Source organism: Rothia mucilaginosa (assembly GCF_019334805.1).
GTDB classification, from domain to species: Bacteria; Actinomycetota; Actinomycetes; order Actinomycetales; family Micrococcaceae; genus Rothia; species Rothia mucilaginosa_C.
The window spans coordinates 149,133-167,252 of the sequence record NZ_CP079822.1; the positions used below are offsets into that span (position 1 = coordinate 149,133).

At 57.5% G+C, this 18,120-nt stretch carries 13 protein-coding genes; 2 read left to right on the forward strand and 11 right to left on the reverse strand.

The genetic code is table 11. The features are described from left to right. Positions 1–209 precede the first annotated feature (209 nt). From gap to leuS, 3 genes are all read right to left on the reverse strand, one after another. Positions 210–1,214 (reverse strand): type I glyceraldehyde-3-phosphate dehydrogenase, encoded by a 1,005-nt coding sequence (gene gap, locus LPB405_RS00615; protein WP_005506148.1) that lies wholly within the window; start codon positions 1,212–1,214, stop codon positions 210–212. A gap of 510 nt (positions 1,215–1,724) precedes the next feature. Further along, the gene (locus LPB405_RS00620; RefSeq protein ID WP_219101513.1) at positions 1,725–2,807 is read right to left on the reverse strand and encodes a DegV family protein; all 1,083 of its coding nucleotides are present in this window, start codon (positions 2,805–2,807) and stop codon (positions 1,725–1,727) included. A 193-nt stretch (positions 2,808–3,000) separates the two neighbouring features. Further along, on the reverse strand, positions 3,001–5,502 hold the full coding sequence (gene leuS / locus LPB405_RS00625) for a leucine--tRNA ligase (protein ID WP_374021077.1): 2,502 nt from the start codon (positions 5,500–5,502) through the stop codon (positions 3,001–3,003). A 252-nt stretch (positions 5,503–5,754) separates the two neighbouring features. Here leuS and LPB405_RS00630 point away from each other — a divergent pair, with 252 nt between their 5' ends. Further along, complete coding sequence (locus LPB405_RS00630) at positions 5,755–6,810, forward strand: alpha/beta fold hydrolase (protein ID WP_219101515.1); 1,056 nt, start codon at positions 5,755–5,757, stop codon at positions 6,808–6,810. 9 nt (positions 6,811–6,819) lie between these two features. Beyond that, positions 6,820–7,947 (forward strand): glycosyltransferase family 4 protein, encoded by a 1,128-nt coding sequence (locus LPB405_RS00635; RefSeq protein WP_219101517.1) that lies wholly within the window; start codon positions 6,820–6,822, stop codon positions 7,945–7,947. A gap of 324 nt (positions 7,948–8,271) precedes the next feature. On the opposite strand, the gene LPB405_RS00640 is transcribed toward LPB405_RS00635, so the two are convergent. The 8 genes from LPB405_RS00640 to metK all read right to left on the reverse strand — a co-directional run bounded on the left by LPB405_RS00640 (position 8,272) and on the right by metK (position 18,011). Continuing rightward, positions 8,272–9,492: a hypothetical protein gene (locus tag LPB405_RS00640; RefSeq protein WP_219101519.1), complete on the reverse strand. Its 1,221-nt coding sequence runs from the start codon at positions 9,490–9,492 to the stop codon at positions 8,272–8,274. A gap of 26 nt (positions 9,493–9,518) precedes the next feature. Beyond that, positions 9,519–10,136, reverse strand: a complete 618-nt coding sequence (locus LPB405_RS00645; protein WP_219101521.1) for a hypothetical protein — start codon at positions 10,134–10,136, stop codon at positions 9,519–9,521. Positions 10,137–10,524: 388 nt separating this feature from the next. Further along, positions 10,525–10,776 carry a DNA mismatch repair protein gene (locus LPB405_RS00650; RefSeq protein ID WP_219101523.1) on the reverse strand — a complete coding sequence of 84 codons (252 nt, stop codon included), beginning with the start codon at positions 10,774–10,776 and terminating at the stop codon, positions 10,525–10,527. Between the two features lie 361 nt (positions 10,777–11,137). Then, complete coding sequence (locus LPB405_RS00655) at positions 11,138–11,389, reverse strand: hypothetical protein (RefSeq protein WP_049327135.1); 252 nt, start codon at positions 11,387–11,389, stop codon at positions 11,138–11,140. Between the two features lie 231 nt (positions 11,390–11,620). Then, entirely contained in the window at positions 11,621–13,288 is a 1,668-nt protein-coding gene (locus LPB405_RS00660) for an aconitase (RefSeq protein WP_257604930.1), read from the reverse strand. Further along, entirely contained in the window at positions 13,266–14,078 is an 813-nt protein-coding gene (locus LPB405_RS09020) for a hypothetical protein (RefSeq protein WP_257604931.1), read from the reverse strand. Before LPB405_RS09020 ends, LPB405_RS00660 begins: the two co-directional genes overlap by 23 nt. 240 nt (positions 14,079–14,318) lie before the next feature. Next, the gene (locus LPB405_RS00665; RefSeq protein WP_219101525.1) at positions 14,319–16,772 is read right to left on the reverse strand and encodes a primosomal protein N'; all 2,454 of its coding nucleotides are present in this window, start codon (positions 16,770–16,772) and stop codon (positions 14,319–14,321) included. 33 nt (positions 16,773–16,805) lie between these two features. Continuing rightward, complete coding sequence (gene metK / locus LPB405_RS00670) at positions 16,806–18,011, reverse strand: methionine adenosyltransferase (RefSeq protein WP_049353130.1); 1,206 nt, start codon at positions 18,009–18,011, stop codon at positions 16,806–16,808. Positions 18,012–18,120 lie beyond the last annotated feature (109 nt).

Consider the following 18,120-nt stretch of genomic DNA (forward strand, 5'->3'; position numbering starts at 1 on the left):
CTATTTTCTTACGGTATTTTTGACCCAAAAAGGGCGACGGAAACCAGTATGTTGATACGTTTTTTGGGGTTTTATTCAAGGCCCTCATAAAGAGTCTTGGTACAGAAAACCCCGACTCCCCCGCTTGATGCGGTGGTGCCGGGGTTCACTATGCGTTAGTTACGCGGGGTGACGCTTACACTCGGTGAGCGTCGCAAGCCTATTGGGGCTTAGAGGGATGCCACAACCTTGTTGGTGAACATCACGAGGCGTGCAACGTAGCCGTACTCGTTGTCGTACCAAGCGATAACCTTCACCTGGTCGCCGATGACCTTGGTCAGCGGTGCGTCGAAGACGGTGGAGATGGGCTCACCCTCGATGTCCTTGGACACGATGGGATCCTCGTTGTACTTGATGATGCCCTTCATGGGGCCCTCAGCTGCTGCCTTGACTGCTGCGTTGACTTCCTCAACGGTGACCTCGCGCTCAGCGGTGAAGGTCAGGTCGGTGATGGAGCCGGTGATGGTGGGAACGCGGACTGCGAAGCCGTCCAGCTTACCCTTCAGCTCGGGCAGAACCAGGCCAACAGCTGCTGCTGCACCGGTGGAGGTGGGGACCATGTTCACAGCTGCTGCGCGTGCACGGCGCAGGTCGCGGTGGGGAGCATCCTGCAGACGCTGGTCAGCGGTGTATGCGTGGATGGTGGTCATCAGACCCTGCTTGATGCCGAATGCATCGTTCAGAACCTTAGCCATCGGAGCGAGGCAGTTGGTGGTGCAGGATGCGTTGGAGACGATGTGGTGGTTAGCTGCATCGTACTGGTCGTCGTTCACGCCCATGACGAAGGTGCCGTCGATGTTCTTACCGGGAGCGGAGAGGATAACCTTCTTGGCGCCAGCCTCGATGTGTGCCTTTGCCTTGCTGCCTTCGGTGAAGAAACCGGTGGACTCGAGGACTACGTCAACGCCCAGGTCCTTCCAGGGGAGGTTCTGGGGGTCGCGTTCAGCGAGGATCTTGATTTCCTTGCCGTCAACAACCAGTGCGCCTTCCTTGACCTCGACCTCTGCGTTGAAGCGACCCATGATGGAGTCGTACTTGAGCAGGTGTGCCAGGGTCTCAACATCGGTGAGGTCGTTGATTGCGACGATCTCGAAGCCGACGCCCTCGGTCTGAGCTGCGCGGAAGAAGGTGCGGCCGATGCGGCCGAAGCCGTTGATTGCTACGCGTACAGTCACTGGAGTATCTCCTTGTCAGTGCGTTGGTGGCGGTGTACAAACCCGATGCCTTGCGGGCTCTGGTTTAGTCGGATTCGTCCGTGCTCTATGTTGCCCGGTGCGTTCCGCCGTTGTTGGTAATAATCCTACCCTAGTTTGTGTGTGTTTTGGTGTGTTCTATCGATAAATTTTTGTGAGTTGCGCCATAAAAACCAGTAAAAACCCGTTGTTTTCTGTTGTTTTGCGTTGTGTTCACCCCTAAAAAATGTTGCGATACGGTCACGGCAACATAAACACACACGAAACACACATCTGCTAAAAACCGCGCCATATCAAGGCAAAATCTGAGGGTAAAAAATACCCTTTCACCTGCGAATGGGTTTCAATGACACCCGATACGCTCGCACGCGGTGCAAATTCTCACTCAAAAACAGACGACCCCAACGTAAGGCACACCACAGCATTAAAACGGGTTAAACGTGCGCCCGGCATACAGTTTTCGTGTCGCATTTCGTGTCGCAACAGAGGTAGCTAGTACACCACCATCGCAACAGCGCCCAAACCCGAATGAGCCGACAGCACCGGCGGCAACGCACTCACCAAAAACTCCGGGGCCGAAGAAGCGGCGGCATCATGAACTAGGGAGCTCTCCCCCAGCATCTGCTGAACCTGCTCATACAGCTGCACCGCCTGCGCCGCATTACCCACATGATGCACCGCAACCACCTCACCGCGCGGGGATGCGGCAAGCGAAGAACTAGCGAGGTCGGCGGCGGCAGAGCCCACTGAAGCAGAGCTGAGCGCCGCCGAATGCTGATGCTCACGGCAAGTCTGCACGGTCACCTCCACCAGGCGCTCCAGGGCGCGCGCAGCAGTGCGGGGGCGCTCCACATACGCCAGCTTGCCCTCAGTAATCGTGCCAATCGGCTTGATCTGGAACATCTGGCCCACCATCGCCAACGCCGGGGAAACGCGACCACCGCGGCGCAAGGCATCCAGGGTCGGGATATAGAAGTAGAGCGTGGAATGCTCGCAGACCGACTGAATGTAGTCCACCAGCTGCGCCGCAGTTGGATAGTCAGGGCTCGGATAGTCAGGAGTCGGATACTCAGGGTTCGGATTCTCAACGCGCAAGCCTGCGGAGGCAGAGTTCAGCACCTCCAGGGCTCGCACCACCGCATGACCGTAAGCGCCCGCGACCGTGCGGCTATCCACCACGCTCACGCCCTGAGAACCCAGGCGGCTCAGGCGGGCGCCGGTGCGTGCCGCCTCCACCGTGCCCGAGAGTTCACCGGACAGATGCACCGACACCACATGCGTAAAACCTCGCGACGCCAACTCGTCATACACATCAGCAAACACGCCCGGCGCGGGCCCGGAAGTGCTCACCGTCTGACCCATCACGTGCGCGAGCATAATCGCCTCATCCACCTCGGCGGCGGTCAAATCCTGCAGCTGACGATCCGGCTCACCGGGCGTGCGAATAGTCACCGGCATCGGAACCAGCACAAAATTACCGCGAGCGCTCAGGCGCTGCACGAGCTCCGGGTCGAGGGCGGCGGCGCTATCGGTCACCACGGCAATGCGGTTCTCTGCTTTATTCTCTCGCTCCATATTCCGGCCCTTCTTCCGGTTCGTCAGTGCGTGATTCGATGACGAACCCTCTCCTAGCGTTCCCTGAACATTATGGCACTCATCACTACCGCAGTACAGCAAAGCCCCGCCGCGCCTCCGGCACGTTCCGTAGAACGAACCGAAGCCACAGCGGGGCTTGTACTTTATCTAAGAAACTTCTTTATCTAAGACCCTAGATCACGATGTTCACGAGCTTAGGCGCACGCACAATCACCTTGCGGATCTCGGCGTCACCAATCGAACGCTGAACAGCGGCATCCGCCAGAGCCAGCTCCTGAAGCTCCTGCTCGGAAATATCCTTCGCAACCTCCAGGCGAGCCTTGACCTTGCCCTTAATCTGCACGATAGCGGTGACGGTGTCATCCACCAGCAGAGCCGGGTCAACCTTGGGGAAGCCCGCGGTCAGAACCGGGGTGTCGTGGCCGAGAGCGTGCCACATGTCCTCAGCGGTGTAGGGTGCGTACAGAGACAGCAGAATCGCGATAGTCTCAGCAGCCTTACGGACAGCCGGGTCAGCCGCACCAGCACCGGAGTCAATAGCCTTACGGGTAGCGTTCACAAGCTCCATGGTCTTAGCAACAACCACGTTGAACTTGCCGTTATCCAGCAGGCCCTGAACCTCGTGCACGGTGCGAGCAATCAGCTTCTGCAGCTCCAGGTCACCGGTGGTTGCGTCCACACCGGGTTCGCTGGTGACATCCTGAGCCACACGCCATGCGCGAGCCAGGAACTTCTGCGAACCGGACGGGGAAACATCCGCCCAGTCCACGTCATCCTCGGGCGGGGACGCGAAAATCATGGTGGTGCGGATAGCGTCCACACCGAACTTGTCGAGCTGCTCGCCCAGGTTCACGCCGTTACCCAGCGACTTGGACATCGCCTTGCCGCCGTTGAGCACCTGACCCTGGTTCATGAGCGCCTTGAACGGCTCATCGTGCTTGATCAGGCCCAGGTCGCGAACAACCTTGGTGAAGAAGCGTGCGTACAGCAGGTGCAGAATAGCGTGCTCCACACCGCCCACGTACATGTCGACGGCACCCCACTCGCTCATAGCCTGCGGGTCGAAGGGGCCCTCATCGTAGTTCGGGGAAACGTAACGCAGGAAGTACCAGGAGGAATCCACGAAGGTGTCCATGGTGTCCGAGTCACGGCGAGCCTGCTTGCCACACTCGGGGCAAGGCACAATCGCCCAGTCATCGGCAGCAGCAAGAGGCGACTGGCCCTTAGGAGCCAGCTGCTCACCGCGCAGGTTATCGGGCAGCAGCACCGGCAGCTGATCCTCAGGAACCAGAACCTCGCCACAATCCTCACAGTGAATCACGGGGATGGGGGTGCCCCAGAAACGCTGGCGGGACAGCAGCCAGTCACGCAGACGGTAAATGACCTTACCCTCACCGGTGCCGGCAGCCTCAACCAGCTCAATAGCCTTAGCAATCGCCTCAGCCTTCGGCAGGCCGGTCAGCTCACCCGAGTTGATGAGCACGCCGTCACCAGCCGCAGCAATACCGCTGGTAGCCGGGTCCTCAGCGCCCTCAACGTCCAGAACCTTCACGATGGGCAGGTCGAACTTCAGGGCGAACTCAAGGTCGCGCTGGTCGTGCGCGGGCACAGCCATAATCGCGCCGGTACCGTAATCGGCGAGCACGTAGTCAGAAGCCCAGACGGGCAGCTTTGCGCCGGTCAGCGGGTTGATTGCGTAGCGGCCGGTGAACACGCCGGTCTTCTCGCGGTCGGAGGACTGGCGGTCAATATCGCTCAGTGCCTTAATGTCTTCGCGGTACTGCTCCAGGGCAGCCTTGTGCTCGGGTGCCACGATCTGCTCGGCGAACGCCGCATCCGCAGCAACCACGATGAAGGTTGCGCCGTACAGGGTGTCCGGGCGGGTGGTGAACACGGTGAAGGACTCAGCGGGCTGGTCCTCGGTCGCCTCAATCTCGAAGCGCACCTCAGCACCCTCAGAGCGGCCAATCCAGTTGCGCTGCATGAGCAGAACGCGGTCGGGCCACTTGCCCTCCAGCTGCTCCATGTCGTCCAGCAACTGCTGTGCGTAATCGGTAATCTTGAAGTACCACTGGTTCAGCGACTTCTTAGTCACGGTAGTACCGCAACGCTCACACGCACCGTTCACAACCTGCTCGTTCGCGAGCACAGTCTGGTCCTTGGGGCACCAGTTGACCATGGAGTCCTTACGGTACGCCAGGCCCTTCTTGTAGAACTGCTCGAACAGCCACTGAGTCCACTTGTAGTACTCGGGGTCCGAGGTGTGCAGGCGGCGGCTCCAGTCAGCGGCAATAGCGTAACGCTTGAAGGACTCAGCCTGAGTCTCAATGTTCTTGTACGTCCACTCCTTGGGGTGAGTGTCGTTCTTAATGGCTGCGTTCTCAGCGGGCAGGCCGAAGGAGTCCCAGCCAATCGGGTGCAGAACATCGTAGCCGCACTGCTTGAAGTAGCGGGCGTTCATGTCACCAATAGCGAATGCCTCCGCGTGACCCATGTGAAGGTCACCGGAGGGGTACGGGAACATATCCAGCACATACTTGCGGCCCTTGGGGGCGTCACCGGTGGGCTGGAAAACCTTCGTTTCGTCCCAGTAGGGGCGCCACTTGGCTTCCATAGCGCGGAAGTCGTACGCATTTTCGTTGCGTTCGGTCTCTACCTGAGCAGACACAGCGATTCCTTAAATAAAGACAGGTTGATAAAAACTTAACCCTCCAAGTGTAACGCGAAACCCGCACCGCGCCAGAGTTGAGGCCGCACCGACTACCAAATGGACGGCACCGCCCGCGCGAGCGCCCGTCCGGCCACCGGCGCGATTACCCGCCCGGCCGCCGATGCGTCAGGCGGGTTTCAGAGGTCTTTCAGGCTTCTCCCCTAGAATTAAGAACGGGACTTCGCCGTCCCAGTACCCAACCCGCGAAAGGTACCCATGACCTCCACCGTTACCCCGCACTCCCCCAACACCTCAGTTCTTGAGGGCGTGCCCGGCCCGCTCATTCCCGGCACCCGCCACGACGCCCTCATCGGTGACGGCGCGCAGGCAGTCATGACCCGCTACTGGCAGTACGGCAAAGGCATGAACGACGGCACCTTCCCCGAAGGCTCCTACCCCGTACTGCTCGTGCACGGCTTCCGCGGCGACCACCACGGCCTGGAAATCATTGCGAACTACCTGCTGAAGCTCATCCCGAACGTCAGTATTATCAGCCCCGACCTGCCCGGCTTTGGCCGCTCCGCAGACCTGCCCGAAAATGCCCAGGGCAAAAACACTCAGGGCGAAGACAATATCAACGCGTACGTGGCGTGGCTGAACAACTTTGTGAAGCACACCAACCCCGCCCGCGAGAACGCACAGCCCCTACCGCTGCACCTGATCGGCCACTCCTTCGGCTCCATCGTCACCAGCGCCTTCGCCGCCACACACCCGAACTCGCTCGCACTGCTCTCGCTCATCAACCCCATCAGCGAACCCGCCCTCGAAGGTAGCCAGCGCGTCGCCTCCCGCCTCGCCTCCCTCTACTACCGCGCCGGCGCGGCACTACCCGAAAAAATCGGCTACCCGCTACTGCGTTCGCAGCTGATTACCCGCGCCTCCAGCGAAGTCATGATGCGCACCAAAGACAAGGCAATGCGCCGCTTCATCAACGGCCAGCACGCCGCCTACTTCGGCTCCTTCGGCTCCCGCCGCGGAGTGCTCAGCGCCTACGAAGCGTCCATTACGCACACCGCCGCCGAATACGCCGCCGCCATCCGGGTGCCGGTGCAAATGCTCGTCGCCGAAGACGACGACCTGGGCACCCCCGAAACAGCTCGCGCCATGTACGCGACGCTGACCTCCCGCGACCTGCCCGCTACTTCGACCAGCGCCCGTGAGCGCCTGGACATGATCCCCGAAGTCGGGCACCTCATCCACTACGAAACCCCTCGCCGAGCCGCGGAACTCATCGCCGATTTCGCCGCCGGCCACTCAGGGAACGAGAAGTAAGGAACCAACATGAAACTCATGGTTGACGCCCGATACACCCGTATCGGCTTCCACGACGGCATCAGCCGCTACACCGCGTCCCTGCTGGGCGCGCTCAAAACCCTCGTCGACACCGGTGACGAAGCCGCCGCCGACCTCGACCTGACCATGATTATTAGCGACGAGCGTCAGCTGGACATGCTGCCGGACCTGCCGCACGTGAAAATCTGCTCGCCCACCGGCCCGCTCGAACCGACCGCCTCCCTGCAGCTGAACAAGTACGCGGCGGACGTGGTGTTCTCCCCCATGCAGACTATCGGCTCCACCGGACGCAAATTCAAGCTGATTCTCACCCTGCACGACCTGATCTACTACTCGCACCCGACCCCGCCCGGGTTCCTGCCCGCACCGGTGCGCGTGGGCTGGCGGCTCTTCCATAAGACCTACACCCCGCAGCGCTTCCTGCTCAATCACGGCGACGCGGTCGTGACGGTTTCTGAGTCGACCGCCTCGCTGATTCGTGAGCACGAGCTGACCACCAAGCCGCTGTTTGTGGTGCCCAACGCCCCGCAGCCCGGCAGCGTTGTTTCCCGCCAGACCGCGCTGGAACGCGCTACCACCCGCGAAGAGCAGCCCGTCAAGCACCTGGTGTACATGGGTTCGTTCATGCCGTACAAGAACGTTGAAACCCTGCTGCTAGCGATGCGTTCCCTGCCGGATTACCGCCTGCACCTGCTGTCGAAGATGCCACCGCAGCGCCTGGTGCAGCTCACTGACGAACGCCTCATCGGTGAGAACGTGGAGGTGCACAACGGCGTGAGCGACGAGGAGTACCAGCAGCTGCTCCGCCAGGCGCACGCCCTGGTAACCGCCTCCCGCGAGGAGGGTTACGGCCTGCCCGTGGTTGAGGCTCAGGCTGCCGGTTGCCCCGCGGTGATTAGTGACATCCCGATTTTCCGTGAGATCGCGCCGCACGCCGTGTTCGCGCCGATTGACGGTGCCCCGGAGGCGCACGCCGCCGACTGGGTGAAGGCTATCCGTTCTCTGGAGGACACCGCCGTTCGCGAGCGCGTGATTATTGACGGCCTGTCGGATGTGCGCCGCTACTCCTGGCGCGACTCGGCGCTCAAGCTACTGGAGGTCGTGCGCGGGCTCTAGGGCCTGCGTTGGGCAAAGAAATGCCGCCGCACTCCCCCGAAACTCGGGAGGGTGCGGCGGCATTTTACATCTGTATCGAATTTCCAGCCTGTAACAATGACCATAGGCTTTGCAGTTGCTAGACGATTCGTAGGAATGTCGCTTCCTCTCACACAGATGAGACCTCTATAAATCCCAATACTCAGGAAAAAGACGTTGCAGTATAGGTTACGTATAGAGCATCTATATCTTGAAGCGACTACTTATGTCAATAGACAAATATGTAACATCGGGCATGCAATAAACTTCCATAATTATAATATGGCCAAAACCTTACAGAGAGGATTAACTAGTTAATGTCAATAGGGAAACGAAATTCAAGAAGAAGAAACCAGTTATTCCTGCACAAGATCCAAAAATAAATGAACAAACATATAAATCTCGAGGTCTAATCTTTACCCCAGCCTTTTTGTCCCAGTACAAATAAGGACTGTAACCATAGACATAATTATTGAATTGCCAGAAATACATCATGGAAATTAACAAAAAGGGAGCAAAAAGCAAAAAATATAGAAGTGACTGAGAGGTGAATCTTAAATCTCCAAAAAACATCCCGGAATACGTTGAAATAGCGAAAAAAGCGTAAATAATTATAAAAATTTTATAATTCCCTGGATGCTTGGTAGAATTCTTGCTCCCCAGATTCAAATTAAGCAGGTCTAGAATACTTCCAGAAACAACCTTGCGCATTATAGGCCAATTCAAAAAATATGATTTAATTGAATGCGCAAAAGGATTGAATGCAGGAATTAATCGTGACCTACCCTCTGAATGCAAGAGCGATACAGAGTTCCCCACAAGATCAGACGTGAATGAATGGTTTTGCCAAGCGATATTACCCCCTATATCCACAGCTTGAGATTTAGACAATTCATTTATGGAATTTTTATAGAGAATATAGAAAGTAGCAGCATAGAATAAAGTTAAAAGCCCATAAGATTTTCCTAATGGCATCCCTTGGTACGCTAGAACAGTAAAGAAAATAAAGGAATACATGCTTCCCATCAATGTGAAAAAAATCAATAAATTCTTCACAAAGAACCTAATCTTACGGTAACGACTGCCATTCAAATCCCGCAATAAACTCACCGGGGCAAATCCGCTACCAAAAGTAATTAGATTAATCTTATCCCTTCCGAGATTTTGCATGTGATGAATCGCCATAACCGAAAGATAAGCTCCCATGGAATGGGCGATAACAATAACTGAACTACAGCTATTATATAATTTCTGAATATCGTTTCGAACAATGATGACAGGATTATTTCGATTAGTTTTTCCATTGGATATTTCATCAATCTGCACATAAAGCCAAATCAACAAGATTGCAATAGACTTAATCTTTATAAACAGACGCACCCAAGATTTTACATCACATAGAACAATAAAAATATCTATAATTTTCCTAAGGATTTTTATTAACATCAAGAAAGAATTTCTGAGCCCTTTTTTGAACCCTTTTTTATACAACCAGTAAAGGTAAATAATAATTAGTGCTACAATCACTGTGATTACTGCACCAATTAGTGCATCTACCCCATCTTGTGAAAATCTTCCCTTATATATATATAAGAAATTATAACAAAGAGTGAAATAAATGCAGTGAGGAACTTTACGTGTGACACGCAGGTAGCCAATAGGGATATTAGAAGATAATTAAGTGCTTTTAGGGAACCAATGAAAAGACTGATTACAAAGCCAACTAAAGAATATGCATTGCCTATATAATTTTTTAAATTAACTTTGCCGTTTAGATTATTCCAGTGGGATTCACGAAATATAATATCAGCTCTCTTATTTTCCTTTGAAGGTCCCATTTCTATAACTGGACACCTGGCCTTCGTAACAGTTTTATCTAATTCAACAAATAAAATTTCTTTATTTTCCTCAAGTTCTTTCTTAATTGGTTCATACATCGCTTTGAATGTATCCCCTTTTTGTTGGTCTCCTATTCCATGCACGAAAAGGACGCCTAAATCATATTTTTTATTATTCTGATTGTTTTGTTTAGTTACCGCTTGAGATTTTTGATTGTTCTGTACTGCAGTATTTTCCCCTGTCGGGTTAGACAATTGTCCCTCAAAACTAACACCGGAATCTTGCGATGTCTCCTGGGGCCTTGATGAATCCTGTGACAACTCTTCTGTCATAGTCTTCCTCCTTGAAACTAGATGTACGTACGTCGTCATACAATGGCACTGGCCTCCTACGGCCAGCCTCACCCATTATATAAAAACGTGAAGCAAAAACTGCCATAAAGCCTTGTCAACCCACAACCAAAGACCAATAGTGACATGCGCCATCTCATAGCGAAAACAGAAATACCGCCGCACTCCCCCGGTTCTCGGGAGGGTGCGGCGGCATTCTCGTATTCAGTTTATGGTCGTCGGTAGGTATGTTTCCTGTACAGGGGCGGCGAGGCTACACCTTCCGGATGCGCCCTCAGGGTGCCCGACGCGAAGCGAGGGCGGGTTCCCTGCGTAGGCGCGGAGGAAGTGTGTAGCGAACCGCCCCAGCATCACACCGGAGCAAAAATCCTTAGACCGCAGGGAAGCTACCGGTACGAGCCGCTTCCTTCGCAGCCAGCTCATCCGCATGACCGTAAGCGTAGAAAATCTTCGCATCATCCAGCTCAGCAAAACGAGCCAGGTAGCGGCACACCGCGCCACGCTGAGCCTTAGTCATCGAAGAGAGCAGCACAGCGTCCGGGTGGGTGATGCCATTGTCGCGGCTCGGTGCCGATTCGCCAAATTCCGGCTCGTAATCATAGGCAATATTGGTGAAACTCATCGGTGAGTACCTTTCCTTGGGGCGTTTCTGAGTGGAGCGCCGCAACAATGCAGGCACTGCCGGAGGTAACACCGCGAAAAGAACCTACGGAAATCACAGGAAGTCTCTTCGCAGTAGCGGTTGTGATACCTCTAAACTACCCAAGAGCCAATCAATGTTCAAGAACCATCAGGGAACGCCCCGATAGTGGACACATCCCCGGTTGTCAGGAAGAAATCAGGGCATCATAGCGGCGTATGCCCCCGAGGTCTCAGCCAAGCTAAAACCTGTCTGAAAGCTACCTGAAAGCCAGCCTGAAAAGCAGAAATGCTGCCGCACTCACGAGGAGTGCAGCAGCATTTCTAAAAACTAACGATGCAGGCTACGCCATAGTTGCGTAGAGACCGCGTTCAGCGTCCTTACGAGCCAGTTCGTAAGCGTGACCGTACGCGTAGAAAATCTTTGCGTCATCCAGCTCAGCGAAGCGCGCCAAGTAGCGGTAAACAGCTCCTCGTTCTGCGCTGGTCATGTCGGAAAGCAACACGGGGTCCGGGTGCATGACGCCGTAATTGTGTACAGAAGCAGACCCGCCGCATGCAGGTTCGTATGCGGGGGCGATCATAGTCTGAGTCACCAGTATTCATCTTTCGTTGGTGCGCACGGTTGTGAAGCGTACGCGAAGTTGAGTGATAGATACTGCCAACACCACCTCGACAAGCGCCGAAATAGTATCCGCAGTGCTGAATATATTACCGTGGATACGGAGACTACGCCAATTAGAATCAGCCAAACCCCAACAAATCTTAGGTGCACACGAATGCATAAAAATTCTGGGGTGCCCTTCCAACGGCACCGCCTAAGCACCCTAAACTACAGCGCTCTGCCCTGCTTTACTCTCCTGCTTTTTCTCCCCTGCGAGGTTATGTTCCTCTGCATCCTCAGCGTCTTCATCCTCACCGTCAAGACCCAGAAGAGCCGTCACCATCGGCAAAGGATTGAACTCGCTCAGCTGACCCGTGCGGTCCACCTTGCGCATCATGAACGCACGCTGCAAACGCCGCTGAGTCCACGGCGAAAGCACCATCATCAGCAGCGCCTCCACCACAAAAATGCCGACCAGAATCCACAGCAGCAGATCCGAAGAACCCGCCTGCTCACGCAGCTGCTGAGCATCCGCCACCAGACGGTCAAAACCCTCCGAATGTAGGTGCGACGTATCAAGTCCCGTCAACGCGGACAGGCTCACCGGCGACGCCACATTCAGTAGCACCGACAGCATCAGCAGAAGCACCGCATACAGCCCGTAATGCATGGTGCGCATCCACTTCTTCACGCGCGCAAAACCGCGGTTCAGTTCCGCGCCAATATCGGTGAAATCCGCTGCCTTCTGCGCCTGCTCCCCCGCCGGCATCATGTGCGGAATCAGGCGGTGCGAAAGCATCAACGGCACCGGCGAGCACGCATCAAAATACTGCATGTGACTATTCACCGACGGGCCCGGCAGGGTCACAAAGCTGACATCCACACCGGCGGGCTGAGTGATATTCGACCTGCCGATACTGTCTCCACGAGCGGAAATCTCGCACCGGTCAGCCACATCAAGATCCTGCAACATCGGCGCGTAGGCGCGCACATACAGGTGGCAGGCGCTACGCACCGACATCATGAGCACCAGAATCAGCGCGCCCCAAAACGCCACGGAGGTAGCGGTCAGCTCAGGGACCGAGCCCTCAACACGTAGCTGAACCAGCAGCAGCATGAATACCGCGTACAGCATGAAAACGCCGTGCACGAAGAGCACCGGAATCAGCCACTTCACGTAGGCGCGCGTGCCGTACGGGTTCACCAGGCGCACATCCGCCGGGGTGTTTGCTGAGGTATTTTCGGAGGCGGTTTTCTTGCGGACAATACGCGCCCACCCCTTCAACGCACCCGGCACGCTCGCAACCAGCGGCACCACACTCAACGACAGGGGCACCAGCATCGCATGATGCAGCAGCAAACGGTACGGGCTGAACAGCAGGGACGCCTCCACCAGCCAGGAGAACGCCGCAACCGCGCTCACCCACAGCAGCATGGCGCGGTTACGGTAGCTGCCTGCAGCATCCAGATGCCCCGGAATGTCGTTGCGGTCACTGGCGATAATGCTAATCGGGACCAGGCCACTACCCAGGCCGTAGAAGAAACGAATCGGCTTCTTACCCGCCGCCGCACGACGACGCAGAAGCTCATAGCTCAAATAGCCGCCCTGCGAATGGGCAATAATACCCACCGCATCGCTACGGGAACTCAAATCGTCCAGCTGACGATCCAGACGCGCATAAATACGCTCCAAATCACGCGACTCCGGGCTGGTCGCCGTCTGAATCAGCTGCGTCGGAATAGCCTTCATCAGCGCCCACAGCTCACGGGCACGACGAGCCAAAACCCAGCCCACAATACCAAGGCCGAGCGCCGCCGCCAGACCCGTAAATGCACCCTGCGGAGTACCCAGAGACGCCACAAAAGCATCACGGAACGTCATGAGCGCCATAGCCGCCCACCAGCCACAGCGCCACGTTCACAAACCGCGCCGTAGAACGTAGCAGGTGCCCGGCACGCTCACGCCAGGTCGCGCCGGGGCGCTCGTAGTAGAAGCAGAACATCAAAAACAGCGGCAAAACCGTCGCCAACCAGGGCAAATGCTCCTTCAACGGGCGGTAATGCTTGGGTCGCCAGAAGCCCTCCTGAAAAAGGAGGCTGCGGCGAGTGACCGTGCGAACCGGGCGCGGCTTCGGCTGAGGCAGGCGCGGAAGCTCAAGGTTCGGCAGCTCGATATTCGGGAAATCAATGTTCGGGAGCTCTACCTTGGGAAGCTCAATTTTCGGCAGCTCAATCTTAGGGAGCTCTACTTTAGGCAGTTCCACCTTGGGCAGCTCAACCTTCGGAAGTTCAATTTTCGGCAGACTGATTCTTGTAGATTCTTTGGACTCGGAGGCTTCGGCGGGTTCTTCCTGCGCGGAGTTCTCTTCAACCTGCGGGCTTTCCTCAACCGGGTCGGCTGGGTCAGCAGGGTACTCCGTGCGCTCAATCGTCAACGAATACGTCAACTCGCTGTGGTGGCTCAGCGGGTTCACCTCGGCGGCAGGCGGGAAGGTATCACCGTCAGGAATCACCTCAACACGAACCCGCGCAGAAGCCTCTGCAGCAGGGTTCTCTTCGGAGGCGGCGACAGAATCCGTGTTCAGCGCCAGCAGAGTCTGCACACTATGCGCCACCGGCTTGCCAAAATACGCGAGCGTCTCGCCGTGATTCTGGTAGCCGATACCGTGAACCAGCAGCACCGCCGCATCATGGTGCTGGCCCTTGCGGTGCAGGGCACTCTCGGATGCGCAGAAGCATACTCAGCCAGCCGTTGCTGCTCACCATCAGACAGCGCACTACCCTTCAGCAGATGAGGCACCTTCGACATGCCTCTCACCTCCTCGCCTCTGCGCACAGCGCGCCCGCAAACCCGCGTAGCTCAACGCCCAACCCGGGGCAAAAACCGCCCCTCACTAGAACACTACAGCACGACTAGAAAATCACAGCACGTCCAAGCCGTCACAGCGAATCTGAACCGGGCGCTCCCCCACGTTCTTCTTCAACGCCGCAATCGTTGCACGCGTAGCACGCAACTCACGGGTCACGTGCTGGGCAATGCCGTACGAGAAGAACATCAGGGTACGCCAATCGCCCTGAACCGGCGCCTCCTCAGAATCCTCCTCAAGAGACTCCGACCAGGCAAAATACCCCTGATCCAGAGGAACCGGACCCACAATACGCAACTGCTCACGCACCCGCTCCGGCAACGCAGAAGAACCCAAGAGCTCCTCCATGAAGGCGCGAACATCCGCCTCCGCACCGGTCACCGCAGCCGTACGAACCGCCGGAGGCAGACCCGTCTGCGCGCGCTCCTCCAGCTCCTGACGAGCAAACCACGCCGGATCCCAACGCACCAGCGCCTGCTCCACCGGCGACGGCGAAGCAGTCGTCACCACCGTACCCTCAAGAGCCGCCGGACGAACCAACGCCGCCGCATTCAACCAGCGACGCAACGCCGCCTCCGGAGCACGCAAGGAATCAAAACGAAGCATCTTATCGGCATCCAGAAGAAGCGCCGCCGCATAGCCGCCAAAAGCCACCGGCTCAGCACCCGGAGTCGCCACCACCAACGCAGGCTCAGGACCAACCGACGCCCGCACATGATCACCCGCCGAAGAAATCACCGGAACATTCGGGAACGCACGACCCAGCTCCTCAGCAGTACGAGTCGCACCCGCCGCCGAATAACGCCAATGCGTAAAACCACACTCAGAACAACGCCACTGCTGCGCCAAATGACCGCACCACGAACACGACGGAACCGACGAACCCGAAGCCACCGACAAAGGCCCACTACACTCGCCACAACGCGCCGGCATGCGGCAACGCTCGCACGAAAACGACGGAATATAACCGCTACGCGCCACCTGCACCAACACAGGACCACGCGCCAACGCCCGACGAGCATGCTCAAACGCCAGGTGAGGAATACGCGCCATCGCCGCCAACGGGTCACGCGCCAACTCAAACTCCGAACCCGTCGAAAAAATACGCGGCGAATAATCACGCACCAACGCACGCGGCGCACGCACATGAGACGCCCAGCGGGTACGCACCAGACGCGCCGCCTCACTACTCATGCTGAACCCGGCAAACAGCGCCGCAGTATTCTCAGCAGAAGCACGCAGAAGCAACACATCACGGGCATGACAATACGGGGCGCGCTGCTCCACCAGCGAAGAATCGCCGTCATCCCAGCACACCACCAGGCCCAGGTTCGCCACCGGCGCGTATGCGGCGGCGCGGGTACCAATCACCACCGGAACCTGCCCCAAACGAGCCTTCACAAAACCGTGATAGCGAGTATGCGGAGTCGAATCAGAACTCAAACGCACAAACGAGTCAGCGGGCAGACGCTCGGCGAGCGCCGCCTCCAGAAGATCCAGGTTCTTAGCGGTCGGAACCACCGCAATAGCGCCGCGACCGCTGGCAGCAGCAGCCGCGAGTGCGGTCGCCAAAACATCCGCCCACGTGTGCTCCAGGTGGCCGGGAAGAACCGTCATCACGGAGCGGGTCGCGGCACCGGCGGCAACATCTTCAATGAACTCCGCGCCGTTCTCGTAATCGGAAAAGACGGAGGCGGCATCCGGCGCATCCGGGTTCAGCGCCGGCGGATCCAGCACGAAGGGCGCGGGCGCGCCGGGAGTGGCAAGCCAGGCGTACGGGTCGGTAGCGCTGGAGGCGGCGGAGACGGCATCAGGCTCAGATTCCGCACACTCAGGTTCCGCGATTTCGGGAGCGTTTTCCTGCGGCTTCTCCCCCGCGCTCGCCGGGGTGCTCTCGGAGACGTTCTCCGGGGTGCTCTCGGGGGCATCGGAAGTGCTTACCGGGGCAGAATCACCCAAATACGCCGACTCATAACCCGGCAGAAGGGGCGCGTACTTCTTATCCAGCGCGGCAATACGCGGCGGCACCGCCAGACGTAGCACGTTTGCCACCGTGGAGGCGTAACGGTCAGCAAGCGCCTCGGCAAGCGCAAAAATTTCGGGCGCAACAGAGGGCACACGCGACAGCACCGACTTGAGCGGCAGCAGCGAGGTGCGCGTCCAATCAGTCGTGGCGGCGCGCTCCTCAATGTAACCGGTCAGCTCGTGGCCGTTGAACAGCACGCGCACGCGAGCGCCGGGCACCGCATCCTCACTCAGCTCGGCGGGCACGCGGTAATCAAACGTGCGGTCCACCTGCGGCAGGGTGCTATCCACGCGCACACGCGCCACAGGGTTCGGCACGCCGCTCGCCTCCAACTCGGCGGCAACGTTTACCGGCTCCGGGGCGGCAGGAATCAGGGCATCACGAAGAGCAGGAAATCCCTGCAACAGGTCAAGCTGTTGCAGGGATTCCTGCTGAGCACCCAACGGTGCCGAAGAGTTCGATTCAGAACTGCTCTGAGTCACCCGAATCTGCGTGCTCCTCTACCCTGACAGATATTAGGAGGAGGACACTGCCGAACGCAGTGCATCCACGCGGTTCAGGCGCTCCCAGGTGAATTCCGGTTCGGTACGACCGAAGTGGCCGTGAGCTGCGGTCTTCTTGTAAATCGGGCGGCGCAGATCCAGTTCGTTAATGATTGCCAGCGGGCGCAGGTCGAAGACCTCATGCACAGCCTTCTCAATCTTAATCGGGTCGACCTTCTCGGTGCCGAAGGTTTCAACGTACAGACCGACCGGCGCTGCCTGGCCGATAGCGTATGCAACCTGAACCTCGGCGCGGTCAGCAAGACCGGCACCCACAATGTTCTTCGCAACCCAACGCATTGCGTACGCTGCGGAACGGTCCACCTTCGACGGGTCCTTACCGGAGAACGCGCCACCACCGTGACGAGCCGAACCGCCGTAGGTGTCCACAATGATCTTGCGGCCGGTCAGGCCCGCGTCACCCACGGGGCCACCCTGAACGAAGCGGCCAGCGGGGTTCACAATGAACTTGGCGTTGGAGGAATCCAGCTCGACGCTGCCCAGAACCGGTGCGATAACGTGCTTCTCAATGTCTGCACGCAGGTCAGCCAGGTCGTAGCTTGCGGTGTGCTGGCTCGAAACAACGACGGTGTCCACAGAGACAGGCACATTGTTCGAATCGTAGCCGAGGGTCACCTGAGTCTTGCCGTCGGGGCGCAGCTCGGTCAGCAGGCCGTCCTTACGGACCTTGGTCAGACGCTCAGAGAGGCGGTGCGCCAGCCAAATCGGGGCGGGCATCAGCACGTTCGTCTCGTTCGAAGCGTAACCGAACATGATGCCCTGGTCGCCCGCACCCTGGCGGTCGTACTCGTCAGCAGCAATGCCCTGACGAACCTCGAGGGACTCGTACACGCCGGCGTTAATGTCCGGGGACTGCTCACCAATGGATACGGACACGCCGCAGAACTCGCCGTCGAAGCCGCGGGTAGAGGAATCGTAGCCGATACCCAGAATGGTCTCGCGCACGATGGAGGGGATTTCGACGTAGCTGGAGGTGGTTACCTCACCAGCAACATGCACCTGACCGGTGGTTACCATGGTCTCCACAGCAACGTTCGCTGCGGGATCCTGGGCGATGATGCCGTCAAGGATGGCGTCAGAAATCTGGTCACAAATCTTATCGGGGTGGCCTTCAGTCACCGACTCGCTGGTGAATAGGCGCAGATGGTTATTACTCACGGTTTCCACTCTACTGGTTGAGGGCGCGCGAAGATAGCGCGCTCGTAATGATGACGGTTTCCTTCAATTATGACACGTTTGTTAAGCGCTATTACGAGGCGGGGTGTTG

What these genes read in the sequence shown, in the direction of transcription:
- LPB405_RS00620 (WP_219101513.1), bottom strand. Translation starts at nt 2,807, where the DNA reads ATGGAGCGAGAGAATAAAGCAGAGAACCGCATTGCCGTGGTGACCGAT.
- LPB405_RS00630 (WP_219101515.1), top strand. Translation starts at nt 5,755, where the DNA reads ATGACCTCCACCGTTACCCCGCACTCCCCCAACACCTCAGTTCTTGAG.
- LPB405_RS00635 (WP_219101517.1), top strand. Translation starts at nt 6,820, where the DNA reads ATGAAACTCATGGTTGACGCCCGATACACCCGTATCGGCTTCCACGAC.
- LPB405_RS00660 (WP_257604930.1), bottom strand. Translation starts at nt 13,288, where the DNA reads ATGGCGCTCATGACGTTCCGTGATGCTTTTGTGGCGTCTCTGGGTACT.
- LPB405_RS00645 (WP_219101521.1), bottom strand. Translation starts at nt 10,136, where the DNA reads ATGACAGAAGAGTTGTCACAGGATTCATCAAGGCCCCAGGAGACATCG.
- LPB405_RS00650 (WP_219101523.1), bottom strand. Translation starts at nt 10,776, where the DNA reads ATGAGTTTCACCAATATTGCCTATGATTACGAGCCGGAATTTGGCGAA.